Genomic DNA, 25,697 nt, shown 5'->3' on the forward strand with positions numbered 1-25,697 from the left:
GGCGCCCGGCGCGGTCAGCGGCTGCCCAGCAGGCCGCGCAGGCGCCGCACCTCGCGTTGCAGGTCGATGATGAGCGCGGCGGCGTCCACGCCCACGTCGAAGTCGCGCTGCAGGCGCCGCGCCTGCAGCGCGCCGTGCAGCGCCTCGCTCGGGAACGACCATTGCGCGCGCGGCGCCTCGGGTGCGGTCGGCGCGATCACGCCGGCCTCCACCAGCTCCAGCACCCACTCCAGGCGGTCACCGACGGCGCGCGCGAGCTCGTCGGCGCGCAGTGGATGGTCGTCGTCCACCGGCACGCACTGCACGATGGACACCGTGGTTTGACGGATGGGCATGTTCAGGCTCCTGCGGTGGCGAGGTGGGCACGCGGGTCGAAGCCCGTGCCGGCCTGGGCCAGGGCTTCGTAGGCGGCGCGGGCGGCGGCGGAATCGGCCGGTGGCAGCGCGATCTCCAGCTCCAGGTAGAGGTGGCCGGGTGGCTTGGCCGCGAAGCCGCGCTCCTTCAGGCGCAGCCTGCGTCCGCCGCGCGAGTTGGGCGGCACGCTGACCTCCACCTCGCCGCCGGCCGGCAGCGGCACCCGCACCTGGGCGCCGAGCGCCGCTTCGCTCGGCGTCACGGGCAGGCGCATGGTCAGGTCGTTGCCTTCCACGCGGTAGCGTGCGTCAGGCGCGATGCGCACCTCCAGGAACAGGTCGCCGGCCGGCTCGCCGCCGTGGCCCGGCAGGCCCTGGCCCGCGAGCCGGATGTACTGGCCGGGCCGCACGCCCGCGGGGATGCGCACCTGCAGCGTGCGCTGCACGAACTGCGGCTCGCCCTGCGCGTCCATCTCCAGCGCACGCAGCTGCAGGGTGCGCTCGCCGCCACGGAAGGCGGTGGCCACGTCGATCTCGATGGCGGCGTGCTGGTCCTCGCCCCGCATGCGCGCCTGCCGCTGGCCGGCCTGGCGGCGCTGGGCGGCGCCGAACAGCGAGGAGAAGAAGTCGCTGAAGTCCGCGTCGTCGGCGGGGCCGCCGCCGCTGCGCTGGAAGTCGAAGCCCTGGTCCCAGCCCGGCGGCGGCGTGAAGCCCTGCCCGCCGGCGCCGGCGTGCGGGCCCGCCTGGCCGCTGGCCACGCGTTCGGCCAGCGCGTCGTAGGCGGCGCGCTTGTCCTTGTCGCGCAGCACGTCGTAGGCCTCGTTGACCTCGCGCATGCGCTGCTCGGCGTCGGCCTCCTTGCTGACGTCGGGGTGGTACTTGCGGGCGAGCTTGCGGTAGGACTTGCGGACCTCGTCGTCCGAAGCCGTCCTGGCCACGCCCAATGCACTGTAGTAGTCCTTGAAGTCCATGGTGCTCCCATCGAGGGGTGATCGGACACAAGCATGGGGTCGCCCGCGCACGATTGCAAGGGGCCTTGCCAGGGCGCGCACGCCCTCTCGCCGTCGGCCGCTGCCTACGCCAGCGCGCCGTGTCGGCCGGCTGTGCCCGGCGCATCCTTGCGCGACGCTCACGGCACAACATCCCGCGTGCCATGTCGGCGCGCGGCAGGAGCCCCACGATGCAACCATCCGACACCTGCGCCCCCGGCGCAGACTGCGACCTCGCGCTCACGCGGCGCAACCTGCTTTTGGCCAGCGCGGCCGGCGTGGCCGCGGGCGGCGCCCACGCCGCTGGGCCGGCGACACCGGCCGCGGCCCGGCCGGCTGCCGGTGCCATGCCCCTGCACCGCCTCACGCTGACAGTGAACGGCCAGCCCCACACCGTGGAACTGGACACCCGCACCACGCTGCTCGACCTGCTGCGCGAGAACCTGCACCTGACCGGCAGCAAGAAGGGCTGCGACCACGGCCAGTGCGGCGCCTGCACCGTCATCGCCGACGGGCGACGCATCAACGCCTGCCTGTCGCTGGCGCTGCTGCACGAAGGCGGCAGCGTGACCACCATCGAGGGCCTGGGCACACCCAAGCAGTTGCACCCGATGCAGGCAGCCTTCGTCAAGCACGACGGCTACCAGTGCGGTTACTGCACGCCAGGGCAGATCTGCTCGGCCGTGGCCGTGATCGACGAGGTGCGCGCCGGCATTCCGAGCCACGTGAGCGCCGACCTGAACGCCAAGCCTTTGCTGTCGGCCCAGGAACTGCGCGAGCGCATGAGCGGCAACATCTGCCGCTGCGGGGCGTACTCCAACATCGTCGAGGCGATCACGGAAGTGGCCGGAGCCCGGTCATGAAGGCCTTCACCTTCGAACGCGCCCGCAGCCCCGCCGAAGCCGCAGCGGCCGCGGCCCGCACGCCGGGCGCACGCTTCATCGCCGGGGGCACCAACCTCGTCGACCTCATGAAGCTGCAGATCGAGACGCCGCCGCACCTGATCGACGTGAACGGCCTGGCGCTGGACCGCATCGAGCCGGCATCCGGCGGCGGCCTGCGCATCGGCGCGCTGGTGCGCAACACCGATCTGGCGGCCGACGCCCGCGTGCGCAAGGACTACGCCGTGCTGTCCCGCGCGCTGCTGGCGGGCGCCTCGGGCCAGCTGCGCAACAAGGCCACCACGGCGGGCAACCTGCTGCAGCGCACGCGCTGCCCCTACTTCTACGACACCGCACAGGCCTGCAACAAGCGCAAGCCGGGCAGCGGCTGCGCGGCCATGGACGGCATCAACCGCCAGCACGCCATCGTCGGCACCAGCACGGCCTGCATCGCCACGCACCCGAGCGACATGGCCGTGGCCATGCGGGTGCTGGACGCGACGGTGGAGACCGTGCAGCCCAGCGGCGCCACGCGCACCATCCCGATCGCCGACTTCCACCGGCTGCCCGGCAACACGCCGCAGCGCGAGACGGCGCTCGAACCCGGCGAGCTGATCACCGCGGTGACGCTGCCCGCGCCGGTGGGCGGCAGGCACGAGTACCGCAAGGTGCGCGACCGCGCCTCCTACGCCTTCGCGCTGGTCTCCGTGGCCGCCATCGTGCAGCGAGACGGCCGCGGGCGCGTGGCGCTGGGCGGCGTGGCGCACAAGCCCTGGCGCATGGAGGCGGCCGAAGCGGCGCTGCCCAATGGCGCCGCCGCGTTCACGGCGCAGCTGCTGGCCGGCGCGCGCACCACCGAGCACAACGCCTTCAAGCCGCAACTGGTGGCACGCACGCTCTCCGATGTGCTGATGGAAACCGGGAAGACCACATGAAATTCGAAGCCCCCGCCACCACCAACCCGATCGACCAGCTCAAGGTCGTCGGCCGCCCGCTGAACCGCATCGACGGGCCGTACAAGACCACCGGCACCGCACCCTACGCCTACGAGCACCACGAGGTGCCCGGCGACATCGCCTACGGCGTGGTCGTGGGCGCCGGCATCGCCAAGGGGCGCATCGCATCGATGGACACCCGCGCGGCCCAGGCCGCGCCGGGCGTGCTGTCGGTCGTCACCGCGCGCAACGCCGGCAAGCTGGGCAAGGGCAAGATGAACACCGCCAAGCTGCTCGGTGGCCCGCAGGTCGACCACTACCACCAGGCCATCGCGCTGGTGGTGGCGCAGACCTTCGAGCAGGCGCGCGCCGCGGCCGAACTGGTGCAGGTGCGCTACGAAAGCGTCCGCGGCGCCTACGACCTGTCGCTCGTCAAGGACAGCGCCAAGACGCCCAAGCCCAACGAGAACACCGGCCCCACCGAGACCAGCGTCGGCGACTTCGACGGCGCCTACGCCGCGGCCGCGGTGCAGCTGGACTGCACCTACACCACGCCGGACCAGTCGCACGCGATGATGGAGCCGCATGCCACGCTGGCGGTCTGGAACGACGACGGCGCGCTCACCGTGTGGACCGCCAACCAGATGATCGACTGGGGCGTGGGCGACCTCGCGCGCACGCTGGGCATGCCCAAGGACAAGGTGCGCCTGATCTCGCCGTTCATCGGCGGCGGCTTCGGCGGCAAGCTGTTCGTGCGGGCCGACGCCGTGCTGGCCGCCCTGGGCGCCCGCGCTGCCAAGCGGCCGGTGAAGGTGGCGCTGCAGCGCCCGCTGATCGCCAACAACACCACGCACCGCCCCGCCACCATCCAGCGCATCCGCCTGGGCGCGGGCAAGGACGGCCGCCTGACCGCGGTCGCGCACGAGAGCTGGTCGGGCGACCTGCCCGGCGGCGGGCCCGAAACGGCGGTGAACCAGACACGGCTGCTGTACGCCGGCGCCAACCGCATGACGGCGATGAAGCTCGCGGTGCTCGACCTGCCCGAGGGCAACGCCATGCGCGCGCCCGGCGAGGCGCCGGGCATGATGGCGCTGGAGGTGGCCATGGACGAGATGGCCGAGCGGCTGGGCATGGACCCGATCGCCTTCCGCATCCTCAACGACACGCAGGTCGACCCGGAGAAGCCCGCGCGCCCGTTCACGCAGCGCCAGCTGGCGCAATGCCTGCGCCAGGGCGCCGAGCGCTTCGGCTGGAACGCGCGCCAGGCGCGGCCCGGCCAGCAGCGCGACGGCCGCTGGCTGGTCGGCCTGGGCGTGGCGGCGGCGTTCCGCAACAACATGCTGCAGACCTCGGCCGCGCGCGTGCGGCTGGACACCCAGGGCCAGCTGACGGTGGACACCGACATGACCGACATCGGCACCGGCAGCTACACCATCCTGGCGCAGACCGCGGCCGAGACCATGGGCCTGCCGCTGGAGCGCGTCACCGTGCGGCTGGGCGATTCGCTGCTGCCCGTGTCCTGCGGCTCGGGCGGCCAGTGGGGCGCAGCCAACTCCACGGCCGGCGTCTATGCAGCATGCATGGCGCTGCGCAAGCAGGTGGCCGAGCGGCTGGGCGTGGACGCCGAACAGGCGCAGTTCGTCGACGGCCAGGTGGTCGTCGGCGGGCGCAGCCTGCCGATCAAGCAGGCCGTGGCCGACCGCGAGCTGGTGGCCGAGGACAAGATCGAGTACGACAAGGCGCTGTCGGAGAAGGCCCAGCAATCGACCTTCGGCGCGCACTTCGTCGAAGTGGGCGTGGACATGGCCACCTGCGAGATCCGCGTGCGCCGCATGCTGGCCGTCTGCGCGGCCGGCCGCATCCTGAACCCCAAGACCGCCCGCAGCCAGGTGATCGGCGCGATGACCATGGGCGTGGGCGCCGCGCTGATGGAAGACCTGGCCGTGGACAAGCGGCGCGGGTTCTTCGTCAACCACGACCTGGCCGGCTACGAGGTGCCGGTGCATGCCGACATCCCGCACCAGGAGGTGGTGTTCCTGGACGAGACCGACCCGATGTCCACGCCGCTCAAGGCCAAGGGCGTGGGGGAACTCGGCATCTGCGGCGTCGGCGCGGCGGTGGCCAACGCCATCTACAACGCCACCGGCGTGCGCGTGCGCGATTACCCGATCACGCTGGACAAGCTGCTCAAGGGAATGCCGCTGGCCACTTGAGCTCTCACGCACGAGGGGACATCGTGGGTGGCTCATGCTGGCCCTGATGCCCCGTGGGCAGGCTGTGGCGGCAGTCGAGCCACCCCACGACCAGTGAGGTGCGCCGCCCAGGTCTGAAGAGGGGATCGACGTCACCATGGGAGGTCGTCGACTCCTGCCGTCTTTCAGCAAGTCCCGGCGGTGCACTGCGATCGAGGAGCGCCAGGTGATGGAGGGCGCGCTCACCATATCGTGCAGGTGAGGTACCGGCCCGATCCGCACGCGGTCAAGGTGGCTGAAGGTATCCTCGCCCCTCGATTTGCAAGCTGACCGATGGCCCACAAGAAATCCGAACGCTATTCATCGCTCACCGACCTGGGGGCCATCTTCCAGAGCAAGGCGCTGGATTTCTCGAAGACCCGTTTCAACGGTGACGACATCCTCGGCGATGCGTCCAAGTACCCGATGCAGCACTTCGCCACCGAAAGTGGCAAGAGCAAAGGACAGTTCTACACGCCGGCCGAGGTCAGGCGCGTGATCGCCCAGGTGCGGGGTATCGGTACCGCGACGACCACGCCCGACACGACCGTGCACGACCCGGCCTGCGGCTCGGGCTCGCTGCTGCTCAAGGTGGCTGACGCGGCGCAGGGTACGGGCGTCGACCTGCTCGACGCCCTCTGGCAGCGCTTCGAGGCTTTCGGTATGCCGCCGGCCAAACAGGGTGACGACGCTGACCTGCTGCACATCGTGCGCTCGCCCAAGAGCACCAGCCGGGACGCCTGCACCTTGTTTCCAGCGTAGAAAAGAGGCCACCATGCCCACCGTCCGCGAACACCAGCACGTCGAGTGGAAGGAGTCGTGGCGCGACGAGTACCTGCGCTGGCTCTGCGGATTCGCCAATGCCGAGGGCGGCGTGCTGGTGATCGGCCGCAATGATCGCGGCGAGGCGGTGGGCGTGAAGAACGCCGGCCGGCTGCTGGAAGACCTGCCCAACAAGATCCGCGACGTGCTGGGCATCGTGGCCGATGTGCGGCTCGTGCAGGAGGGCGACAAGGAGCTGATCGAGATCCTGGTGGAGGCCTATCCCAGCCCGATCAGCTACAAGGGTGAATACCACGTGCGCAGCGGCAGCACCAAGCAGGAGTTGCGGGGCGCGGCGCTGGACCGCTTTCTGCTGCGCAAGCAGGGCCGCGCCTGGGATGCGGTGCCGGTGCCGCATGTCGCGGTGGCCGCCCTGTCCACCGAGGCCATCGCGCGCTTTCGCAAGCTGGCCGCGCGCAGCCAGCGCCTGGACGCGGCCACGCTGCAGGAGGCGGATGCCGCACTGGTCGAGAAGCTGAACCTGCTGGAAGGCGCCTACCTGAAGCGTGCCGCCATCCTGCTGTTCCACGCCACGCCGCAGCGCTGGTTCATCGGCGCGTCGGTGAAGGTGGGCTACTTCCGCAGCGACACGGATCTGGTCCACCACGACCAGATCGAGGGCGATCTGTTCGCGCAGGCGCAGCGCACGGTCGAGGTGCTGCTGGCCAAGTACCTGAAGGCCGTGATCAGCTACGAGGGCCTGCAGCGCGTGGAGACGCTGCCGGTGCCGGAGGCTGCGCTGCGCGAGGCGCTGCTGAATGCCCTGATCCACCGCGACTATGCGGTGGGGGCACCGATCCAGATCCGCGTGTACGACGACCGGCTGCGCATCTGGAACCCTGGCGAGTTGCCGGAGCACTGGTCGGTGGAGCGGCTGCTGCAGGCGCACCCGTCGCGCCCGTTCAACCCGACGATCGCGAATGCCTTCTTCCGTGCCGGCGAGATCGAGGCCTGGGGGCGCGGCATCCAGCGCATCTTCGATGCCTGCCGTTTGGCCGGTGCGCCGCTGCCACATCTGGAGTACACGGAAGGAGACTGGTCGATGGAGTTTGCGTTCTCGCCCGCGTACCTGTCGGCCCTTCAGGGACCAGCCGAACTGGCCGCTGGTCCTGCCGGCCGGGTGTCAAAGGGAGTGGCCGGGCAAGTCACCGGGCAAGTCACCGGGCAAGTCACCGGGCAAGTCGGCCAGGAAGTGGACCGGCTCGTCCTGGTGCTTGAGGGCGCGATGAGCCGGGCGGACATTCAGCAGGCATTGGGCCTGAAGCACAGGGACAACTTCCGTGACGGATATTTGCTGCCGGCACTGGCTGCCGAGCTGGTGGCCATGACCGTGCCGGACAAGCCACGCAGCAGCCGCCAGCAGTACCGCCTGACCGACACCGGCCTGGCGCGTCGTGCCGCACTTCTGCGCCAGGGGAACCGATGAGCTCAGTTCTCGCTCGCGCAGGCAGCGCGTGGTGGACGACATCAAGTTCGACCCAGCGTCACCAACTTCGGTAGCAGCGACTGTCCAGCGGGCGTGGCGACGCCATCCTGGTGGCGTCGAGCACCTACAAGGCCTGCAAGTACTCACGCTGTTCAATGCGGCCGGCACCGGCTTCAAGGGCAAGTGCGCCATCCCCGCATGCGCGCCCCAAACATCAATGGCAAGAAGCCGTCATTCCGCGTAGCCCGGGTTCGTGCGGTCCAAGACCCGCATCATGGCCGCGAAGTAGAGTGCCTCGCGCTCTGCGCGCGGGTGGCTGTCGTGGGGGTTGGGCTTGTCCACCTTGGCGACCAGCTCATCGGACAGCAGCGCCAGCGGCCTGCCGGTCGCCATGGCCAGCATCTGCGCCTTGCACACACGCTCCAGCCGGTAGAGCCGGCGGTAGGCCTGGGCCACGGTGTCGCCCACGGCCACCACACCGTGGTTCTTCATGAACAGCACGTGCTTGTCGCCGATGATGCGGGCCAGGCGCTCGCCTTCGCTCAGTTCGGCCGCAAGACCCGTGTAGCCGTCGTCGTAGGCGACGTTCTTGCTGAGGAAGGCGGCGGTCTGGCTGCCGGGCAGCAGCCGGTTGTCCTGCAGCATGTTCAGCGCCAGCGCCCAGGTCTGGTGGGTGTGCAGCACCACCCTGGCGCCCGTGATCCGGTGCAGCGGGGCATGGATGCTCAGCGCGCTGAGCTCCAGGCTGCCGCTGCCCTCCAGGATTTCGCCCGCCTCGTTGAACACGATCAGGTCGCTGGCCCGCGCCTCGGACCAGTGCAGCCCGAAGGGCAGCACGAGGAAGCGGTCGGTGCTGCCGGGCACGACCATCGTGAAGTGGTTGTCGATGCCTTCTTCCAGGCCGTCGTGCACGGCCAGCCGGTTGGCGGCGGCCAGGTGCACCCGCGCCTGGCGGATGTCGTCGTCGGTCGAGACGGCGTGCAGATGGCCGTAGGTCCTGGGTGCGCTGGTGTTCATGGGGCCTCGTGGATGGCTGTGGGTTGGAGGTTGACGTAAAGTCCCGCCGTCGCCGGGGCTGGCAGGTGGCCGCAGGCATTGTCCAGTGTTGTGCCAAAAGGGCTGTCCCGTATGAAACTGCTGCTGCAACGCGTGCGCCAGGCCCATGTGGCGGTGGAAGGCGAGACCATCGGCGCCATCGGCCAGGGCCTCCTGGTGCTGGTCTGCGCCGAGCGTGGCGACACCGAGGACCAGGCCGACCGGCTGCTCGCCAAGGTGCTCAGGCTGCGCATCTTCGCGGACGAGGCCGGCAAGATGAACCGCAGCGTGCAGGATGTGGGCGGCGGCCTGCTGCTGGTCAGCCAGTTCACGCTGGCGGCCGACACGAGCAGTGGCAACCGGCCGGGCTTCTCCGGCGCCGCGGCACCCGAGGACGGGCGCCGGCTGTACGAACATTTCGTGGACCGGGCCCGTGCGCTGCACCCGCAGGTGGCCACCGGCCGCTTCGCCGCCGACATGCAGGTGCACCTGGTCAACGACGGCCCGGTGACGATCCCGATGCAAGCCTGAACAACGAGGAGACGACATGAGCAAAGAGACGGTAGGACTGATCGGCCTGGGCGCCATGGGCGCGGGCATCGCCGCCACGCTGCGCCGCAACGGCCACGCACTGCGCGTGTGCGACGCGCGGCCCGGTGTCGCGGCAGCTTTCGCGGCCGAGGGCGGCACGGCCTGCGCCAGCCCGGCCGAGGTGGCGCAGGGCAGCGACGTGGTGGTCTCGGTGGTCGTCAACGCGCAGCAGACCGAGGCCGTGCTGTTCGGCGAGAACGGTGCCGCGGCGGCCATGGCCCCCGGCAGCGTGTTCGTGATGTGCTCCACGGTCGACCCGAACTGGTCGGTCGCGCTCGAGGCGCGGCTGGCCGCGCTCGGCCTGCTCTACATCGACGGGCCGATCTCCGGCGGCGCCGCCAAGGCCGCGGGCGGCCAGATGACCATGATGACGGCGGGCACGCCCGCCGCCTACGCCCGGGCCGGCGGCGTGCTCGACGCCATGGCCGGCAAGGTCTACCGGCTGGGCGAGAAGGCCGGCGCGGGCAGCAAGGTCAAGATCATCAACCAGCTGCTGGCCGGCGTGCACATCGCCGCGGCGGCCGAGGCCATGGCCCTGGGCCTGCGCGAGGGCGTGGACGCGGCCGCGCTGTACGAGGTCATCACCCACAGCGCGGGCAACAGCTGGATGTTCGAGAACCGCATGGCCCACGTGCTGGCCGGCGACTACACGCCACTGTCGGCGGTGGACATCTTCGTCAAGGACCTGGGCCTGGTGCTGGACACCGCGCGCGCCAGCAAATTCCCGCTGCCGCTGGCGGCCACGGCGCACCAGATGTTCATGCAGGCGTCCACCGCAGGGCATGCGGGCGAGGACGACTCGGCGGTGATCAAGATCTTTCCGGGGATCACGCTGCCGAAGGCAGGCTGAGCCCGGCCGCCCGGGCCCGGCTCACGGTCGCATGTCGTCCGAATGGATCTGCAGCGCCTCGAGGAAGCGCGAGACCATGTTGTAGGCCGCGATCGTCGCCGTCAGCTCCACCAGCAGCGGCGGCGCGAAGCACTGCGCCACCGCGGCGAACACCGCGTCGTCCACATGCACATGCCGCGTCATCGCGTCGGTGTAGGCCAGCACGGCGCGCTCGGTCGCATCGAACAGGGCGCTGGCCTCCCAGCTCTCCAACGCATCGAGCTTGGTCTGGCTGACGCCCTCCTGGCGCGCGATGGGTGCGTGCTGGTCGGCCTCGTACGGCGCGCCATTGACCAGCGCCACGCGCATGATGACCAGCTCGCGCAAGGCGCCGGGCAGGCTGGACTGCTGGCGGATCGCCGTCAGGTAGCCCAGCCAGCCCTGCGCCACGGGCGGGCTGTGCAGCAGCATCTGGTACAGGTGCAGCACGCTGCCGCGCTCGGCGGTGATGCGCTCGGCAAGGGGGCGGACGGCGTCGTCGTCCAGGCGGGCGTAGGGGATGCGGGCCATGTCGGGTTCGGTGGAGGTTGCAAAGCAGGGGTTGGCGTCAGTCGGTGCCCACGATCTTGCGCTTGACGAGGTCGGCCATGACCTGGTCGTCCTTGCGCACGCGCTCCGTGAACGCCTCGGGCGTGCTGCTGACGATGTCGAAGGCGTTCTCGGCGAAGCGCGCAGCGACCTGTGGATCGCGCATGGTCTCCTGGAAGGCCTTCAGGATCTTCGCGCGCACGTCGGCCGGCAGGCCGGTCGGCCCGACCAGGCCGATCCAGGTCGGGAATTCGAAGCCCGGGATCAGCTCGTTCATGGCCGGCACCTGCGGCAGCTGGCGCGAGCGGGCCGCCGTGCTGACCGCGATCGCCCGCATCTTGCCGGCCTGGATGTGCGGCAGCATCACCGACAGCCCGGCGAACGCGAAGTCGACGTGCCCGCCGAGCAGGTCGGCCAGCAGCGGCGCCGCCCCCTTGTACGGCACGTGCGTGGTCTGCAGGCCCTTGGCGATGGACAGCTGCGCGCTGTTCACATGCCCGGCCGAGGCGGTTCCGGCCGAGCCGTAGGCCGTGCCGGGCCGGGCCTTGAGGTAGGCGACCAGCTGGTCGAGGTTCTGCACCGGCAGCTCGTTGCGCACCACCAGCACCTGGGGCGTGGTGACCAGCAGGCTCAGGTAGTCGAAGTCCTTGAAGGTGTCGAACGGCAGGCTCTTGACGATGTGGTGGTTCACGGCCTGCGAGTCGAGCGCCAGCAGCAGCGTGTAGCCGTCGGGCTTGCCGCGCCGCAATTCGCCCGCACCCAGCGAGCCGCTGGCGCCAGGCCGGTTCTCCACCACGATGGGCTGGCCCAGCCGCTCGCCCAGCGTGTTGCTGATGGTGCGCGCGGTCTGGTCGACGGCGCCGCCCGGCGCGAACGGCACGATCAGCCGCACCGGCTGGCTGGGGTAGGCCTGGGCGGCGGCCAGCGTCGGCAGCGTGCACGCCAGGGCGGCGGCCAGGACATGGATGAGGGTTCTGCGCAGCATGGTGTTGTCTCCTGTTCTTGGGGAATGCGTCGCGTGCCGCCCGCGGCCGGCACGCTGCGGTGGGTCCTGCGGTCCGTCAGCGCGTGGCGGCCACCAGGCCGCCGTCCACCACGATCTCGGTGCCGGTGACATAGCGGCTCTCGTCGGCCGCCAGGAACAGGGCGGCGTGGGCGGTGTCCCAGCCGTCGCCCATGTGCCGCATCGGCACCTGGTTGTTGCGGTGCGCGATGAAACCCTCGGTGTCGCCCTTGGCGTACTTGGCGGCCAGGCCTTCGAGCAGCGGCGTGTGCATCAGGCCCGGTACCACGCAGTTCATGCGGATGCCATCGGCCGCGTGGATCACGGCGCTGGTCCGCGTGAAGTGCATCAGCCCGGCCTTGGCCGCCGCATAGGCCACCTGCGGCTTGCCCACGTAGCGCAGGCCCGCCACCGAAGACACGTTGACGATGGCACCGCTGCCGCGTGCACGCATGCCGGGGATCACGTGCTTGCAGGTGAGGAAGGCGCTCTTGAGGTTCACGTCCATCTGCGCGTCCCACACCGCCTCGTCCATGTCCACCGGACCGCCGGGCTGCGACAGGCCGACGTTGTTGACCAGCACGTCGATGCGCCCGAAGCGGGCGATGCAGTCGGCCACGGCGCGTTCGACCTGGTCGGACCGCGTGACGTCGCAGGCCGCGACCTCGGCCTCGCCGCCCTCGGACGCGATGATCGCCTGCGTGGCCTGCGCAGCGGCCAGCTGCAGATCGGTGCCGTACACCTGCGCGCCCTGCCGTGCGAACAGCACCGCCGTGGCGCGGCCGTTGCCCCAGCCTTCGCCCACCGCGCCGCACCCCATCACCAGCGCCACCTTGCCCTTCAGATCCAGCACACCGTCTCCTCGTTGTTCGGAATGGGGCGATCCTAGGCAGCGGCGATCCATCGGAGAAGTTCTTTCTTTCTATCCATTCATAGAATGAAAGCATGAATGCCTCGCCGCGCCAGTTGCGCATGTTCCTGGCGCTGTCCGAGTCGTTGAACTTCAGCCGCACGGCCGAGCAGTTCTTCGTGACGCAGCCCTCGCTGAGCAAGGCCATCCGCGACCTGGAGCAGGCGCTGGGCCTCAAGCTGTTCGAGCGGACCACGCGCGCCGTGCGCCTCACGCCGGCGGGCCAGCGCCTGGTGCTGATCGCACGCAACGTGGTCGGCGAATTCGACGCCGGCCTGCAGCGACTGCAGGCGCACGCCGAAGAGGAAACGCGCCAGCTGCGCATCGCCTCGCTGCCTTCGCTGGCCAACGTGCTGCTGCCGGCCGCGTGCGCGGCACTGGAGCAGCACTACGGCACACCGCACATCACCATCCACGACTGCAGCAATGCCGCGTCGGTCCAGCAGCTGGCCAACCACCATGTCGACTTCTCGCTGGCCTCGGTGGCGCCCTCGCACCCGGAGCTGCACTATGAGGAAGTGCTGCGCGACCGCTTCGTGCTGCTGTCGGCCGGCCGCTGGCGCCGCAAGGTCGGCGCCAGCAGGACACTGGACGAACTGGTGGAGCTGCCGCTGATCAGCATGACCGACGCCAGCACCGCGATGCGCTACATGGTGGCGGCCTACCTGCAGCGTGGCATGGAGTTCCGACCCAGGATGCAGTTCGACCAGGTCGGCACCATCGCCGGCTTCGTGCGCCAGGGGCTGGGCATCGCGGTGCTGCCCTACCTGGGCATGATGCCGCTGCTGGACCTGGGCGGCATGCGCGTCTCGGAGATCAGCGACGGGCCGGTGCGCTCCGTGGGCATCGTCACGCGCCAGCGCGGCGCGCCCAGCGAGATCGCGCTGCAGGCCATGCAGGAGGTGCGCGCCGTTGCGCGGCAGCTGATCGCGCAGCACGCGGGATTCGTGCTCGCGCCGGGCAAGGAGGCGCGGGGCTGAGCAGGCGTGCCCCGCAGCTCTCGCCCCTTGCGCGCCACCTGCGCGACAGCACCGGCCCCCGGCTCCTTCCAGAATCCGCGGCTCCAACCACCACCTTGCTCCTTGCCATGCAAGCCCTGCGCGTCCACGCCTTCGACCAGCCGCCGCAGCTGGACACCCTGCCCTCCCCCGAGCCCGCCGCGGGCGAGGTGCGCGTGCGCGTGCAGGCCTGCGGCATCTCGTTCTTCGACCTGCTGATCGCGCGCGGCGCCTACCAGTGGAAGCCACCGCTGCCGTTCACGGTGGGCAGCGAGTTCGCCGGCACGGTCGACGCGCTGGGCGCGGGCACCACGGGCTTCGCCGTCGGCGAGCGCGTCTGCGGATCCCTGTCCATCGGCGGCTGGGCAGGCCAGGTGTGCGTGCCGGCCGCGGCGCTGCAGCCCGTGGCGCCGCAGGCCGCGGTCGACGAGGCCGCCGTGCTGCACACGCCTTACGGCACGGCGCTCTACGCGCTGCGCGAGCGCGGCGGCGTGCAGGCTGGCGAGACCGTGCTGGTGCTGGGCGCCACCGGCAGCATCGGCGACGCGGGCGTGCAGACCGCCAAGGCATTGGGCGCGCGCGTGATCGCCGCCGTCTCCGGCCCGGCCAAGCAGGCCACGGCCCGCCAGGCCGGTGCCGACGAGGTGGTCGACCTGCAATCGCCCGCCTGGAAGGACGAAGTCAAGACCCTGGCCGGCCCGCGCGGCGTGGACGTGGTGCTGGACCCGGTCGGCGGCGAGGCCATGGACACCGCCTTCCGTACGCTGGGCTGGGGCGGCCGCCACCTGGTGGTGGGCTTCGCGGGCGGCAGCATCGGCAGCCTCAAGGCCAACCTGTGCATCGTCAAGGGCGCCGCGCTGGTCGGCGTGGACCTGCGCCAGTACCGCGAACGCCAGCCCGAAGGCATGCAGCGCCTGCTGGCCGACGTGACCGCCCTGCACGGCGAAGGCCGCATCCGGCCGCGCATCGCCGCGCATTTCCCGCTCGCGCAGGCGGCCGAGGCCTTCGCCATGGCCGGCGCACGCACGACGACCGGGCGCGTGATCCTGGACTTCTGACCGCGCTCAGGTGCCGCCCACGTAGGGGTTGCTGCGCCGCTCCCGGCCGAAGCTGCTCTCCGGCCCGTGGCCGGGGATGAACACGGTCTCGTCGCCCATGGGCCACAGGCGCTGGACGATGCTGTCCAGCAGCTGCTGGCGGTTGCCCTGCGGAAAGTCGGTGCGGCCGATGGAGCCGGCGAACAGCACGTCGCCGACGAAGGCGCGCTGGATGTCCGGCGCGTGGAACACCACGTGGCCGGGCGTGTGCCCCGGGCAGTGGCGCACCTGCAAGGTGTGCGCGCCCAGCGTCACCGTGTCGCCGTCGGCCAGCCAGCGCGTGGGCGTGAACGCCCGGGCCGGCGGGAAGCCGAACATCCGGCTCTGCTCGGGCAGGCCGTCGATCCAGAACTGGTCGCCCTGGTGCGGCCCGACGATGGGCAGGCCCAGCCGCTCGGCCAGCTCGCCAGTGCCGCCGGCATGGTCGATGTGGGCGTGGGTCAGCCAGATCTGCTGGAGCTGCAGGCCGCGTTCGGCCACGGCGGCCAGGATGCGGTCCAGGTCGCCGCCGGGATCGATCACGGCGGCCTGCAGCGAGGCGTCGTCCCAGACCAGGGAGCAGTTCTGCTGGAAGGCGGTGACGGGGATGGTGTGGTAGCGGAGCATGGCTTGCGTGCGGAAGGTTCGCCCCATTGTCCGGGAGCGCGCCGGCCCGCCGCTCACGCCACGCCGGGAAACAGCGCGCCCACCCCGGCCGTCACGGCCATGGCCAGCGCGCCCCACACCGACACGCGCAGCGCGGCCGGCAGCATGGCGGCGCCGCCCACCCGGGCGGCCAGCATGCCGAGCAGCGCCAGTGCTGCGACCGACGCCGCCCCCACCCATGGCAGCAGGCGCGGACCGAACGCCAGCCACGCCACCGCCAGCGGCCAGGCCGCGCCCGCCGTGAAGCTGGCGGCCGAGGCCAGCGCCGCCTGCAGGGGCTGCGCGCGGGTGTGCACGGACAGGCCGAGTTCGTCGCGCGCATGCGCGCCGAGCGCGTCGTGCTGCGTCAGCTGCACCGCCACCTCGCGCGCCAGGGCGGGCGCCACGCCGCGGGCGGTGTAGATCGCCGTCAGTTCGTGCAGCTCCGCATCGGGCGTCTCGGCCAGTTCACGGCGCTCGCGGGCCAGGTCCGAACGCTCGGTGTCGGCCTGCGAGTGCACGGAGACGTACTCGCCCGCAGCCATCGACATGGCCCCCGCGACGAGCCCGGCCACCCCGGTCATGAGCACGCTGGCACTGCCGGCGCCGGCCGCGGCCACGCCCACGATCAGGCTGGCGGTGGAGACGATGCCGTCGTTGGCGCCCAGCACGGCGGCGCGCAGCCAGCCGATGCGCTCCATGCGGTGGCGCTCCACATGGCGATGTCCCGCCCGCGTCATGGTTGGCCTGGCCCCGTGGCCGCCCCGACGGAAAGCGCCCCGCCTGCATCGCCCGCTTGTTCGTGGTTCCGCATTTCAGCCCTTCAGTTCTGTGTGGCGCATCATCGCCCGGGATGGGCTCGGCCCCGCGACCCCCCATGCGATACTGCCCGCGGTGCCTTCCGCACCGGGGACGCGCTGCCGGACAAGCGCAACGACGAAAGGCAGCGGCATGCTGGAGGGCTTGGGCAGATCGCTGCCCGACGACACGCAATTCCCACCGGGTTCCAGCCCCCAGGCCGCCATGTTGCGCGGCCACGACTGGGCCACCTCCCCACTCGGTCCACCCGCCCACTGGCCGCGCCCCTTGCGGGCCGCCGTCACCATGGTGCTGGACTCGCCCGTGCCCATGTGGCTGGCCTGGGGCGACGCGCTCACGATGGTCTACAACGGCGCTTACGCGCCCATGCTGGGCAACAAGCACCCGCACGCGCTGGGCGCCGCGCTGCGCACGGTCTGGGCCGAGATCTGGGCCGACGTCGGCCCGCTGGTGGAGACCACGCTGGCCGGCCAGGCGCTCTACCGCGAAGACATGGAACTGCGCGTGCGGCGCGCCGACAGCGAGCAGTCCGCCTGGTTCAGCTTCTCGTACGCGCCGCTGCGCGACGACGACGGCGTGGTGCGCGGCCTGGTCTGCACGGTCTGGGAAACCACCGACAAGGTGCTGGCGCAGCGCCGGCTGGCGGCCAGCGAATCGCGGCTGCAGGCCCTCACGCGGGCGAGCACCAATGTCATCTACCGCATGAACGCGGACTGGAGCCGCTCGCTGGAGGTCAATGGCCAGGGCTTCCTGACCGACACCAGCAAGCCCAACCCGAGCTGGATGGACCTGCACCTGCCCGCACGCGAGCACCCCGGCGTGATGCAGGCGATCCGCCGGGCCATCGACACCCGCAGCCCGTTCGAACTCGAACACGGCGTGCTGCGCGCCGACGGCACGCTGGGCTGGACGCTGTCGCGCGCAGTGCCGGTGTTCGGCGACGATGGCGAGATCGTCGAGTGGTTCGGCACCGCCTCCGACCTGTCGGAGAGCAAGGCCACGCAGGCCGCGCTGCTCGAGAGTGAGCGCCAGTTCCGCGCGCTGTTCGACACCATCGACGAGGGCTTTTGCGTCATCGAGTTCCTGGACGGGCCGCACGGCCCGCTCAGCGACTACGTGCACGTCGCGGCCAACCCCGCCTATCTGGCCAATGCCGGCATCGCCGACGTCGTCGGCCAGCGCGTGCGCGAGATGGTGCCGCTGGAGGCCGATGGCTGGGTCGAGATCTACCGCAAGGTGCTGCTGACCGGCGAGCCCGTGCGCTTCGAGCGCGAACTGGTGCGCACCGGGCGCTATCTCGAGCTGGCGGCTTTCCGCGTCGACCCGGTCGAACGCCGGCAGGTGGCCGTGCTGTTCCAGGACGTGACCAAGCGCCACCGCGCCGAACTGGCCTTGCGCGAGCTCAACGACACGCTGGAGCGCCGCGTGGCCGAGGAAGTGGCCGCGCGCAGCAAGACCGAGGACGCGCTGCGCCAGGCGCAGAAGATGGAGGCCGTGGGCCAGCTCACGGGCGGCATCGCGCACGACTTCAACAACATGCTGGCCGTGGTGATCGGTTCGCTGGACCTGCTGGGGCGGCGCTTCGCCGACGGCGACCCGCGTGCGCAACGCTATGTCGAAGCCGCCAAGGACGGCGCCAAGCGCGCGGCGCAGCTGACCCAGCGGCTGCTGGCCTTCTCGCGCCAGCAGCCGCTCAAGCCCGAGGCCGTGGACGCCAACAAGCTGGTGGCCGGCATGTCCGACCTGCTGCGCCGCTCGTTGGGCGGCGCCATCCGGCTGGAGACCGTGCTGGCCGGCGGCCTGTGGCGCACGCACGTGGACCCGCACCAGCTCGAGAGCGTGATCCTGAACCTCGCCGTGAACGGCCGCGACGCCATGGGCGAGAACGGCCGGCTGACCATCGAGACGGCCAACTGCCACCTGGACGCGCGCTACGCCGCCGATCACCTGGGCCTGGCGGCGGGCCAATACGTGCTGGTGGCCGTCAGCGACACCGGCACGGGCATGTCGCCCGAGGTCATCGGCAAGGCCTTCGACCCCTTCTTCACGACCAAGGAGGTCGGCCGCGGCACCGGGCTGGGGCTGAGCCAGGTCTACGGCTTCGTCAAGCAGTCCGGCGGCCACGTGAAGATTTATTCGGAGGTCGGCCAGGGCACGGCCGTGAAGGTCTACCTGCCGCGCCTGCTCGGCCCGCACCGTGAGGACGCCCCGGACGAGGTGCCGCAGGCGCTGCCCACAGGCGACAGCCGCGAACTGGTGCTGGTGGTGGAGGACGAGCCGGCCGTGCGCCAGCTCTCCGTCGATGCGCTCAACGAGCTGGGCTACCGCGTGCTGGAGGCCGACGGCGCGGCGGCGGCGCTGCGGCTCATCGACGCGCACCCGGACATCGACCTGCTGTTCACCGACGTCGTGATGCCCGAGGTCAACGGCCGCAAGCTCGCCGACGAGGCGCTCAAGCGGCGGCCGCTGCTCAAGGTGCTGTTCACCACGGGCTACACGCGCAACGCGGTCGTGCACAACGGCGTGCTCGATCCCGGCGTGCAACTGATCGGCAAGCCCTACACCATCGAAGAGCTCGCCGCGCGCGTGCGCGAGGTGCTGGACGCGCCGCGGCGCGCGCAGCCGCCGGCGGCCTGAGGCGCGGGCGACCGGGGCAGGCCCGGTGGCCCGCAGGCGCCAGACGGCGAAGCCGGCCACGCCGGGATGCGGATGCCGCGCGGGCGCGGTGCGTCAACTGGCCCAGGGCGCCTGCTGGAAGGCCAGCGCCAGGTAGTCGGTCAAGGCCTGCACGCGGGCGGGCTTGGCGCGGCCGGGCGGCGTGACGATGTGCAGCGCGATCGGGTCCACCGCCCAGTCCGGCAGCGCCTGCACCAGCCGGCCCGCGCGCAGGTCTTCCCAGGCCAGGAACTCGGGCTGCAGCGCCAGGCCCAGGCCGGCGCGCAGGGCCGGCACCAGCGCCTCGGCGTTGTTCACGCGCAGCGCGGAGGGCACCACCTGCGCGAACTCGCCCTGGCGCGCATGCCGAAAGCGCCAGGCCTCGCCCACGCGCGCATGCACGTAGCGCAGCGCGCGGTGGCCGGCCAGCTCGCGCGGATGGGCCGGCTGGCCGTGCTGCGCGAAGTAGGCCGGCGCGCCCACGAGCAGGATGCGCACCGCGCAGAGCCGGCGCGCCAGCAGGCTGGAATCGGGCAGGCTGGAGATGCGCAGTGCCAGGTCGAAGCCATCGGCCACCACATCGGTCAGCGCGTCGCTGAAGTGCACGTCCAGCGTCACCTCGGGGTGCTGCGCCATGAAGCCCGGCAGCACCGGCCCCAGGTGCGTGACGCCGAACGACATGGGCGCGGCCACGCGGATCGTGCCGCGCAGGCTCTTGGACTGCTCCGTGACCTCCGCCTCCACCGCCTCGCCCTCGGCCAGGATGCGCGCGGCGCGCTCCAGCGCGAGCTCGCCGCTGGCCGTCAGCGACATCTTGCGCGAGGTGCGGTGGAACAGCACCACGCGCAGCCGCGCCTCCAGCCGCGTGATGGCCTTGGAGACGGTGGGCTGCGAAACCACCAGGTCGCGGGCCGCGCGGGCGAAGGAGCCGGTCTCGGCCACCTTGGCGAAGATCGCCCAGGCCTCCAGGTCAGGCAGCTTTGACATGCAGCTTTTGGAATAGATCGTTTTCCATCTTTTCTATTCTCTTATCGATCGTGCTTTCCTAAAGTCACTCCATCGCAACACGCACCACGTGCACCGCCAGGAGAAGACACCATGATCGAACGCCGCCCCTTCGCAGAACTCGGTGGAGCCAACCACGGCTGGCTCGACGCCAAGCACCATTTCTCGTTCGCCGACTACCACGACCCGGCCCGCATGCACTGGGGCGCGCTGCGGGTGTGGAACGACGACACCATCGCGGCCGGCACCGGCTTTCCGCCGCACGCGCATGCCGACATGGAAATCATCACCTACGTGCGGGAAGGCGCCATCACGCACCAGGACAACATGGGCAACAAGGGCCGCACCGAAGCCGGCGACGTGCAGGTCATGAGCGCGGGCACGGGCATCCGCCATTCCGAATACAACCAGGAGCCCGGCGTGACCAAGATCTTCCAGATCTGGATCATGCCGGACAGCCGCGGCAAGGCCCCCTCCTGGGGCGCCAAGCCCTTCCCCAAGGGCGCGCGCTCGGGCCAGTTCGTGGCCCTGGCCAGCGGCATGGCCGGCGACGACGACGCGCTGCCGATCCGCACCAACGCCCGGGTGCTGGGGGCCACGCTGAAGGCCGGCGAGAGCGCCGAATACCAGCTCGGCAAGGGCCGGCGCGGCTACCTGGTGCCGGCCAGCGGCACGGTCGAGATCGACGGCGTGCGCCTGGAGGCCCGCGACGGCGCCGCCATCCGCGACGTGGACACCGTGCGGGTGACGGCCGTGGCCGACGCCGAGCTGGTGCTGGTCGATTCGGCCGCCTGAGCACATTCGTCCGACCGACCGCACCAACGGTCCATCCAGCAGGCGGCGGCCTGGTCCACCCTCCGCCGCCGCCCGCCACCCCATTTCGTTCTTCGACTTCCACAGGAGCTTTCACCATGGCCATCACCGCAACCCCCACGCCCGGCGCCAAGCTGTTGAACCCGACCGACCACACCCTGGTCATGATCGACTTCCAGTCGCAGATGGCGTTCGCCACGCACTCCATCGACCCGGTGCAGCTGCGCTCGAACGCGGCGCTGGTGGCCAGCGCGGCGGCCGGCTTCGGTGCCTCGACCATCCTGACCACCGTGGCCGAGAAGAGCTTCTCCGGCCCGATGTTCGACGAGGTCACAGCGCCGTTCCCGGACCTCAAGCTGCTGGACCGCACCTCGATGAACACCTGGGAGGATGCCGCCGTCATCGCCCGCATCAACGAGATCGGCAAGTCGCGCATCGTGCTGGCCGGGCTGTGGACCAGCGTGTGCATCGTCGGCCCGGCACTGTCGGCGCTGGACCAGGGTTTCGAGGTCTACGTGATCGCCGACGCCTGCGGCGACATCTCCGCCGAAGCCCACAACCGCGCCATGGACCGCATGGTGCAGGCCGGGGCGCAGCCGATCACGGCGTTGCAGTATTTGCTGGAAATGCAGCGCGACTGGGCGCGCACCGACACCTACGACATGACCACGGGCATCGCGCGCAAGTTCGGCGGCGGGTATGGCATCGGCATCAACTACGCGCGGGCAATGTTCGGGGCGCACGAGGGCTGAGCTTGCTGTGACGTCGCGCGGGATCAGCGCGACGGCACGCCCTGCTCCGCGAATGTCCCCCGCCTTCGGCTCCTCCTTTATTTCGCTGCGCAGGGCATGCCATCACGCTGATCTGAGAACCACCGTCGCATCCCCCTTCGCGTGCGACGCGACGCTCCGGGGCCGAGGATGCTGGGTGGCCCCGCAGCGAAGTGAAGGAGGAGCCCCGGGCCGCCTGCGGCCCGGGGCGGGGGACATGAGCCAAGGGGCCACCCAGCGTCCTCGGCCCACGCGCCACGTTTCATTGCCACCCGCCAGGAACCACCGACATGACAGCACGCACCACCCCAGAACTCATCCTGCACCGCGGCCTCATCACCACGCTGAACCGCAGCCAGCCCACGGCCAGCGCGGTCGCCATCCAGAACGGCCGCTTCCTCAAGGTAGGCCAGGACCATGAGGTCATGCCGCTGGCCGGCCCCGACACGAGGCTCATCGACCTGCGCGGCAAACGCGTTCTGCCCGGCCTGATCGACAACCACCTGCACATCATCCGCGGCGGCCTCAATTTCAACCTCGAACTGCGCTGGGACGGCGTGCGCAGCCTGGCCGACGCCATGGCCATGCTCAAGCGCCAGGTCGACATCACGCCCGCACCGCAGTGGGTGCGCGTGGTCGGCGGCTTCACCGAGCACCAGTTCGCCGAGAAGCGCCTGCCCACCATCGCCGAGCTGAACGCCGTGGCGCCCGACACGCCGGTCTTCCTGCTGCACCTGTACGACCGCGCCCTGCTCAACGGTGCCGCACTGCGCGCCGTGGGCTACACGCGCGACACGCCCGCGCCGCCCGGCGGCGAGATCGTGCGCGACAGCGCAGGCAACCCCACCGGCCTGTTGCTGGCCAAGCCCAACGCGAGCATCCTCTACGCCACGCTGGCCAAGGGCCCGAAGCTGCCGTACGAATACCAGCTCAATTCGACCCGCCACTTCATGCGCGAGCTGAACCGCCTGGGCGTGACGGGCGCCATCGACGCGGGTGGCGGCTTCCAGAACTATCCCGACGACTACGCCGTCATCGAAGAACTGGCCAAGGCCGACCAGCTCACGATCCGCCTGGCCTACAACCTGTTCACGCAGAAGCCCAAGCAGGAGAAGGCCGACTTCCTGAACTGGACCGCCACCTCGCAGTACAAGCAGGGCACGGACTGGTTCCGCCACAACGGTGCGGGCGAGATGCTGGTGTTCTCGGCCGCCGACTTCGAAGACTTCCGCCAGCCGCGGCCCGACATGGCGCCCGAGATGGAAGGCGAGCTCGAAGAGGTGGTGCGCCTGCTCGCGCAGAACCGCTGGCCCTGGCGCCTGCACGCCACCTACGACGAGACCATCGCCCGCGCGCTCGATGTGTTCGAGAAGGTCGACCAGGACGTGCCGCTGCAGGGCCTGAACTGGTTCTTCGACCACTGCGAGACCATCTCCGACCGGAGCATCGACCGCATCGCCGCGCTGGGCGGCGGCATCGCCGTGCAGCACCGCATGGCCTACCAGGGCGAGTACTTCGTCGAGCGCTACGGCGCCGGTGCGGCCGAGGCCACGCCGCCGGTCAAGAAGATCCTGGAGAAAGGCGTCAAGGTCTCGGCCGGCACCGACGCCACGCGTGTCGCCTCCTACAACCCCTGGGTGTCGCTGTCCTGGCTGGTCACCGGCAAGACGGTGGGCGGCATGCAGCTGTACCCGCAGCGCAACTGCCTGGACCGCGAGGCCGCGCTGCGCATGTGGACCGAGAACGTCACCTGGTTCTCCAACGAGGTCGGCAAGAAGGGCCGCATCGAGGAAGGCCAGTTCGCCGACCTGGTGGTGCCCGACCGCGACTTCTTCGCCTGCGCCGAATCGGAGATCGCCGACACCACGGCGCTGCTGACGGTGGTCGGCGGCAAGGTGGTCTACGCGGCCGGCGACTTCGCCGCGATGGATGAAGGCGCACCACCGCCGGCCATGCCGGACTGGTCGCCCGTGCGCCGTTTCGGCGGCTACGGCAACTGGGGCGAGCAAGGCGCGCCGCTGCAGGCCACGCTGCGCCAGGCGGCCGCCGCCTGCGCCTGTGCGAACGACTGCAATGTGCATGGCCACCAGCACGCCACGGCCTGGAGCAGCAGGTTGCCGATCAGCGATCTGAAGGGCTTCTGGGGCGCGCTGGGCTGCGCGTGCTGGGCGGTCTGATGGATGCACTGCGCAGCGCCTTCGTCTCGCCATGGGTGCACAGCCTGGCCTTGCTGCTGCTGTGCGCGGCCTACCTGCAGGGCGCATTCGACAAGGCGCGCGACTTTCCCGCCGCGGTGGCCGAGATGCGGCAGTTCGGCCTGGCGCCCGCCGCACCGCTGGCCGCGGCCACCATCGCGCTGGAGGCTGTCGCCTCGGCGATGGTGGTCAGCGGCTGGTGGCGCTGGCTGGGCGCGCTGGCGCTGTGCGGCTTCACGCTGCTGGCCAACGTCCTGGCCGCACGCTTCTGGACGCTGCCGGCCGCGCAACGCCGGCCGGTGACCAACACCTTCTTCGAACACCTGGGCCTGGCGGGCGCGTTCCTGCTCGTCGCCTGGCATGACCTGGGCCTGACGCCATGAACAACCCCTCCCCCACCGCCTCGCCTCCTTCCGGCAGCTTCGCGCCGCTGCGCCAACCCGTCTTCGCCGTGCTGTGGGCCGCCACGGTGCTGGGCAACATCGGCAGCTTCATGCGCGACGTGGCCAGCTCGTGGATGGTGACCGAGCTGTCGGCCAGCCCCACGGCCGTGGCGCTGATCCAGACGGCGGCCACGCTGCCGATCTTCCTGCTGGCGATCCCCGCGGGCGTGCTGTCCGACATCCTGGACCGGCGGCGCTTCCTGATCGGCATCCAGATCCTGCTGGCGCTGGTCAGCGGCGCGCTGCTGGTGTTGGCGCGCACCAACACGCTCACGGTGGAATACCTGGTCGCGCTGACCTTTGTCGGCGGCATCGGCGCGGCGCTGATGGGGCCGACCTGGCAGTCCATCGTGCCCGAGCTGGTGCCGCGGCACGACCTCAAGAACGCGGTCGCGCTGAACTCGCTGGGCATCAACATCGCGCGCGCGCTGGGCCCAGCCGTCGGCGGCCTGCTGCTGGCCAGTTTCGGCGCCGCCGCGGCCTATGGCGCCGACGTGCTGAGCTATGTGTTCGTGATCGCCGCACTGCTGTGGTGGAAGCGGCCACCGGCCGTGGACACCGGTCTGTCGGAGCAGTTCTTCGGCGCCTTCCGGGCCGGCCTGCGCTATGCCAGGGCCAGCAAGGAACTGCATGTGGTGCTGCTGCGCGCAGCCGTGTTCTTCCTGTTCGCCAGCGCGGTGTGGGCGCTGCTGCCGCTGGTGGCGCGCAACATGCTCCAGGGCACGGCCGGCTTCTACGGCGTGATGCTGGGCGCCGTGGGCGCGGGCGCCATCCTGGGCGCGCTGGTGATGCCGCGGCTGCGCCAGCGCCTGGACGCCGACGGCCTGGTGCTGCTGGCCGCGCTGCTGGCGGCCGCCGTGATGGCCGCCCTGTCGCTGGCGCCGCCGCAATGGGCCGCGGTGTTGCTGGTGCTGGTGCTGGGCCTGGGCTGGATCATCGCGCTGACCACGCTCAACGGCGTGGCCCAGGCGGTGCTGCCCAACTGGGTGCGCGGGCGCGGCCTGGCCATCTACCTGATGGTGTTCAACGGCGCCATGGCCGGCGGCAGCCTGGCCTGGGGCCTGGTGGCGCAGCAGGTGGGCGTGCCGATGGCCTTGCTGGTCGGCGCGGCCGGCCTGGTGGTGGTGGCCTTCGTCTTCCACCGCGTGAAGCTGCCGACCGGCGAGGCCGATCTGCAGGCCGCCAACCACTGGCCCGAGCCGATGCTGACCGAGCCCGTGGCGCACGACCGCGGCCCGGTGGTGATCCAGATCGAGTACCGCATCCGCAAGCACGACATCCCGGCCTTCCTGCACGCCATGCAGGCGGTGGCGCGCGAGCGGCGCCGCGACGGTGCCTACGCCTGGGGCGTGGCCGAGCACACCGGCCAGCCCGAGCGCGTGATCGAGTGGTTCCTGGTCGAATCCTGGGCCGAGCACCTGCGCCAGCACCACCGCGTCTCCAAGGCCGATGCCGACATGCAGGCTGCCGCCGTGCGCTTCCACATCGAGCCGGACAAGCCGGTCGTGCACCACTTCCTGGCGCTGGACCTGAAGGACGGCAAGGCGCAGGCCGCAGCACCGCGCGAAGACTGATTTGTCGACCACCGGGAGGCGCAGGCCATGCCGACCATCACCACGCCCGGTGCCTGGCGGCGCGCGCGCTGCGACGCCGCGTCTTGATTCCAGGGTCGGGGCGAGCGGCCC

Annotated in this window: 23 protein-coding genes and 1 pseudogene; 15 read left to right on the top strand and 9 right to left on the bottom strand. The window is 71.0% G+C overall.

Features of this window, described 5'->3' with window-relative positions; all coding sequences use genetic code 11:
- Window positions 1–14: 14 nt before the first annotated feature.
- Both ASF44_RS21345 and ASF44_RS21350 read right to left on the bottom strand, forming a co-directional pair.
- Complete coding sequence (locus ASF44_RS21345) at window positions 15–335, bottom strand: chaperone modulator CbpM (protein ID WP_056901262.1); 321 nt, start codon at window positions 333–335, stop codon at window positions 15–17.
- A 2-nt stretch (window positions 336–337) separates the two neighbouring features.
- Window positions 338–1,324 (bottom strand): DnaJ C-terminal domain-containing protein, encoded by a 987-nt coding sequence (locus tag ASF44_RS21350; protein ID WP_056901263.1) that lies wholly within the window; start codon window positions 1,322–1,324, stop codon window positions 338–340.
- Between the two features lie 209 nt (window positions 1,325–1,533).
- On the opposite strand from ASF44_RS21350, the gene paoA reads away from it, so the two are divergent.
- From paoA to ASF44_RS21375, 5 genes are all read left to right on the top strand, one after another.
- The gene (paoA, locus tag ASF44_RS21355; RefSeq protein ID WP_056901264.1) at window positions 1,534–2,205 is read left to right on the top strand and encodes an aldehyde dehydrogenase iron-sulfur subunit PaoA; all 672 of its coding nucleotides are present in this window, start codon (window positions 1,534–1,536) and stop codon (window positions 2,203–2,205) included.
- On the top strand, window positions 2,202–3,158 hold the full coding sequence (locus ASF44_RS21360; protein WP_056901265.1) for a xanthine dehydrogenase family protein subunit M: 957 nt from the start codon (window positions 2,202–2,204) through the stop codon (window positions 3,156–3,158). Before paoA ends, ASF44_RS21360 begins: the two co-directional genes overlap by 4 nt.
- Window positions 3,155–5,371, top strand: coding sequence for an aldehyde oxidoreductase molybdenum-binding subunit PaoC (gene paoC / locus ASF44_RS21365; protein WP_056901266.1), 2,217 nt, complete (start codon window positions 3,155–3,157; stop codon window positions 5,369–5,371). The genes ASF44_RS21360 and paoC overlap by 4 nt, the downstream gene beginning before the upstream one ends.
- 312 nt (window positions 5,372–5,683) lie before the next feature.
- Entirely contained in the window at window positions 5,684–6,151 is a 468-nt protein-coding gene (locus ASF44_RS21370) for an N-6 DNA methylase (protein ID WP_056901267.1), read from the top strand.
- Window positions 6,152–6,164: 13 nt separating this feature from the next.
- Window positions 6,165–7,637, top strand: coding sequence for a Fic family protein (locus tag ASF44_RS21375; protein ID WP_056901268.1), 1,473 nt, complete (start codon window positions 6,165–6,167; stop codon window positions 7,635–7,637).
- Window positions 7,638–7,868: 231 nt separating this feature from the next.
- Here ASF44_RS21375 and ASF44_RS21380 read toward each other — a convergent pair whose 3' ends face one another.
- Window positions 7,869–8,654, bottom strand: a complete 786-nt coding sequence (locus ASF44_RS21380; protein ID WP_082524951.1) for a class II aldolase/adducin family protein — start codon at window positions 8,652–8,654, stop codon at window positions 7,869–7,871.
- 111 nt (window positions 8,655–8,765) lie between these two features.
- On the opposite strand from ASF44_RS21380, the gene dtd reads away from it, so the two are divergent.
- Window positions 8,766–9,203: a D-aminoacyl-tRNA deacylase gene (dtd, locus tag ASF44_RS21385; RefSeq protein ID WP_056901269.1), complete on the top strand. Its 438-nt coding sequence runs from the start codon at window positions 8,766–8,768 to the stop codon at window positions 9,201–9,203.
- Window positions 9,204–9,213: 10 nt separating this feature from the next.
- Window positions 9,214–10,113: pseudogene (gene ltnD, locus ASF44_RS21390) on the top strand (L-threonate dehydrogenase); the annotation flags it as partial.
- A 21-nt stretch (window positions 10,114–10,134) separates the two neighbouring features.
- Here ltnD and ASF44_RS21395 read toward each other — a convergent pair.
- From ASF44_RS21395 to ASF44_RS21405, 3 genes are all read right to left on the bottom strand, one after another.
- Window positions 10,135–10,662, bottom strand: a complete 528-nt coding sequence (locus ASF44_RS21395) for a carboxymuconolactone decarboxylase family protein (RefSeq protein WP_056901271.1) — start codon at window positions 10,660–10,662, stop codon at window positions 10,135–10,137.
- A 37-nt stretch (window positions 10,663–10,699) separates the two neighbouring features.
- Window positions 10,700–11,665, bottom strand: a complete 966-nt coding sequence (locus ASF44_RS21400) for a tripartite tricarboxylate transporter substrate binding protein (protein ID WP_056901272.1) — start codon at window positions 11,663–11,665, stop codon at window positions 10,700–10,702.
- A 76-nt stretch (window positions 11,666–11,741) separates the two neighbouring features.
- Window positions 11,742–12,536 (bottom strand): SDR family NAD(P)-dependent oxidoreductase, encoded by a 795-nt coding sequence (locus ASF44_RS21405; RefSeq protein ID WP_235579298.1) that lies wholly within the window; start codon window positions 12,534–12,536, stop codon window positions 11,742–11,744.
- 92 nt (window positions 12,537–12,628) lie between these two features.
- Here ASF44_RS21405 and ASF44_RS21410 point away from each other — a divergent pair, with 92 nt between their 5' ends.
- A complete protein-coding gene (locus ASF44_RS21410; protein ID WP_056901274.1) occupies window positions 12,629–13,573 on the top strand; it encodes a LysR family transcriptional regulator in 945 nt (314 codons plus the stop codon).
- A 107-nt stretch (window positions 13,574–13,680) separates the two neighbouring features.
- Window positions 13,681–14,649 carry an NADPH:quinone oxidoreductase family protein gene (locus tag ASF44_RS21415; protein WP_056901275.1) on the top strand — a complete coding sequence of 323 codons (969 nt, stop codon included), beginning with the start codon at window positions 13,681–13,683 and terminating at the stop codon, window positions 14,647–14,649.
- A gap of 6 nt (window positions 14,650–14,655) precedes the next feature.
- On the opposite strand, the gene ASF44_RS21420 is transcribed toward ASF44_RS21415, so the two are convergent.
- Together ASF44_RS21420 and ASF44_RS21425 are read right to left on the bottom strand one after the other, a co-directional pair.
- Window positions 14,656–15,294: an MBL fold metallo-hydrolase gene (locus ASF44_RS21420; RefSeq protein WP_056901276.1), complete on the bottom strand. Its 639-nt coding sequence runs from the start codon at window positions 15,292–15,294 to the stop codon at window positions 14,656–14,658.
- A gap of 53 nt (window positions 15,295–15,347) precedes the next feature.
- Window positions 15,348–16,052, bottom strand: coding sequence for a VIT family protein (locus tag ASF44_RS21425; RefSeq protein WP_056901277.1), 705 nt, complete (start codon window positions 16,050–16,052; stop codon window positions 15,348–15,350).
- 211 nt (window positions 16,053–16,263) lie between these two features.
- Between ASF44_RS21425 and ASF44_RS21430 the strand changes: the two genes are divergently transcribed.
- Entirely contained in the window at window positions 16,264–18,768 is a 2,505-nt protein-coding gene (locus tag ASF44_RS21430; protein WP_235579299.1) for a hybrid sensor histidine kinase/response regulator, read from the top strand.
- A 93-nt stretch (window positions 18,769–18,861) separates the two neighbouring features.
- Here ASF44_RS21430 and ASF44_RS21435 read toward each other — a convergent pair whose 3' ends face one another.
- Window positions 18,862–19,773 carry a LysR family transcriptional regulator gene (locus ASF44_RS21435; RefSeq protein WP_056901278.1) on the bottom strand — a complete coding sequence of 304 codons (912 nt, stop codon included), beginning with the start codon at window positions 19,771–19,773 and terminating at the stop codon, window positions 18,862–18,864.
- 111 nt (window positions 19,774–19,884) lie between these two features.
- Between ASF44_RS21435 and ASF44_RS21440 the strand changes: the two genes are divergently transcribed.
- The 5 genes from ASF44_RS21440 to ASF44_RS21460 all read left to right on the top strand — a co-directional run bounded on the left by ASF44_RS21440 (window position 19,885) and on the right by ASF44_RS21460 (window position 25,586).
- Window positions 19,885–20,586 (top strand): pirin family protein, encoded by a 702-nt coding sequence (locus ASF44_RS21440; RefSeq protein WP_056901279.1) that lies wholly within the window; start codon window positions 19,885–19,887, stop codon window positions 20,584–20,586.
- Between the two features lie 116 nt (window positions 20,587–20,702).
- Window positions 20,703–21,356: an isochorismatase family protein gene (locus ASF44_RS21445; RefSeq protein WP_056901280.1), complete on the top strand. Its 654-nt coding sequence runs from the start codon at window positions 20,703–20,705 to the stop codon at window positions 21,354–21,356.
- Between the two features lie 308 nt (window positions 21,357–21,664).
- Window positions 21,665–23,551, top strand: a complete 1,887-nt coding sequence (locus ASF44_RS21450; protein WP_056901281.1) for an amidohydrolase — start codon at window positions 21,665–21,667, stop codon at window positions 23,549–23,551.
- Complete coding sequence (locus ASF44_RS21455) at window positions 23,551–23,952, top strand: DoxX family protein (protein ID WP_056901456.1); 402 nt, start codon at window positions 23,551–23,553, stop codon at window positions 23,950–23,952. Before ASF44_RS21450 ends, ASF44_RS21455 begins: the two co-directional genes overlap by 1 nt.
- Window positions 23,949–25,586, top strand: coding sequence for an MFS transporter (locus ASF44_RS21460; RefSeq protein WP_056901282.1), 1,638 nt, complete (start codon window positions 23,949–23,951; stop codon window positions 25,584–25,586). Before ASF44_RS21455 ends, ASF44_RS21460 begins: the two co-directional genes overlap by 4 nt.
- Window positions 25,587–25,697 lie beyond the last annotated feature (111 nt).

This window comes from Pseudorhodoferax sp. Leaf274 (assembly GCF_001422445.1).
Classification (GTDB): domain Bacteria; phylum Pseudomonadota; class Gammaproteobacteria; order Burkholderiales; family Burkholderiaceae_C; genus Pseudorhodoferax.

Coding starts and splice junctions, on each gene's coding strand:
- ASF44_RS21425 (WP_056901277.1), bottom strand. CDS start 16,052: ATGACGCGGGCGGGACATCGCCATGTGGAGCGCCACCGCATGGAGCGC.
- ASF44_RS21450 (WP_056901281.1), top strand. CDS start 21,665: ATGACAGCACGCACCACCCCAGAACTCATCCTGCACCGCGGCCTCATC.
- ASF44_RS21370 (WP_056901267.1), top strand. CDS start 5,684: ATGGCCCACAAGAAATCCGAACGCTATTCATCGCTCACCGACCTGGGG.
- ASF44_RS21395 (WP_056901271.1), bottom strand. CDS start 10,662: ATGGCCCGCATCCCCTACGCCCGCCTGGACGACGACGCCGTCCGCCCC.
- ASF44_RS21380 (WP_082524951.1), bottom strand. CDS start 8,654: ATGAACACCAGCGCACCCAGGACCTACGGCCATCTGCACGCCGTCTCG.
- ASF44_RS21350 (WP_056901263.1), bottom strand. CDS start 1,324: ATGGACTTCAAGGACTACTACAGTGCATTGGGCGTGGCCAGGACGGCT.
- ASF44_RS21440 (WP_056901279.1), top strand. CDS start 19,885: ATGATCGAACGCCGCCCCTTCGCAGAACTCGGTGGAGCCAACCACGGC.
- ASF44_RS21375 (WP_056901268.1), top strand. CDS start 6,165: ATGCCCACCGTCCGCGAACACCAGCACGTCGAGTGGAAGGAGTCGTGG.
- ASF44_RS21455 (WP_056901456.1), top strand. CDS start 23,551: ATGGATGCACTGCGCAGCGCCTTCGTCTCGCCATGGGTGCACAGCCTG.
- ASF44_RS21430 (WP_235579299.1), top strand. CDS start 16,264: ATGCTGGAGGGCTTGGGCAGATCGCTGCCCGACGACACGCAATTCCCA.
- ASF44_RS21415 (WP_056901275.1), top strand. CDS start 13,681: ATGCAAGCCCTGCGCGTCCACGCCTTCGACCAGCCGCCGCAGCTGGAC.
- paoA (WP_056901264.1), top strand. CDS start 1,534: ATGCAACCATCCGACACCTGCGCCCCCGGCGCAGACTGCGACCTCGCG.
- ASF44_RS21445 (WP_056901280.1), top strand. CDS start 20,703: ATGGCCATCACCGCAACCCCCACGCCCGGCGCCAAGCTGTTGAACCCG.
- paoC (WP_056901266.1), top strand. CDS start 3,155: ATGAAATTCGAAGCCCCCGCCACCACCAACCCGATCGACCAGCTCAAG.
- ASF44_RS21360 (WP_056901265.1), top strand. CDS start 2,202: ATGAAGGCCTTCACCTTCGAACGCGCCCGCAGCCCCGCCGAAGCCGCA.
- ASF44_RS21345 (WP_056901262.1), bottom strand. CDS start 335: ATGCCCATCCGTCAAACCACGGTGTCCATCGTGCAGTGCGTGCCGGTG.
- ASF44_RS21410 (WP_056901274.1), top strand. CDS start 12,629: ATGAATGCCTCGCCGCGCCAGTTGCGCATGTTCCTGGCGCTGTCCGAG.
- dtd (WP_056901269.1), top strand. CDS start 8,766: ATGAAACTGCTGCTGCAACGCGTGCGCCAGGCCCATGTGGCGGTGGAA.
- ASF44_RS21420 (WP_056901276.1), bottom strand. CDS start 15,294: ATGCTCCGCTACCACACCATCCCCGTCACCGCCTTCCAGCAGAACTGC.
- ASF44_RS21400 (WP_056901272.1), bottom strand. CDS start 11,665: ATGCTGCGCAGAACCCTCATCCATGTCCTGGCCGCCGCCCTGGCGTGC.
- ASF44_RS21460 (WP_056901282.1), top strand. CDS start 23,949: ATGAACAACCCCTCCCCCACCGCCTCGCCTCCTTCCGGCAGCTTCGCG.
- ASF44_RS21435 (WP_056901278.1), bottom strand. CDS start 19,773: ATGTCAAAGCTGCCTGACCTGGAGGCCTGGGCGATCTTCGCCAAGGTG.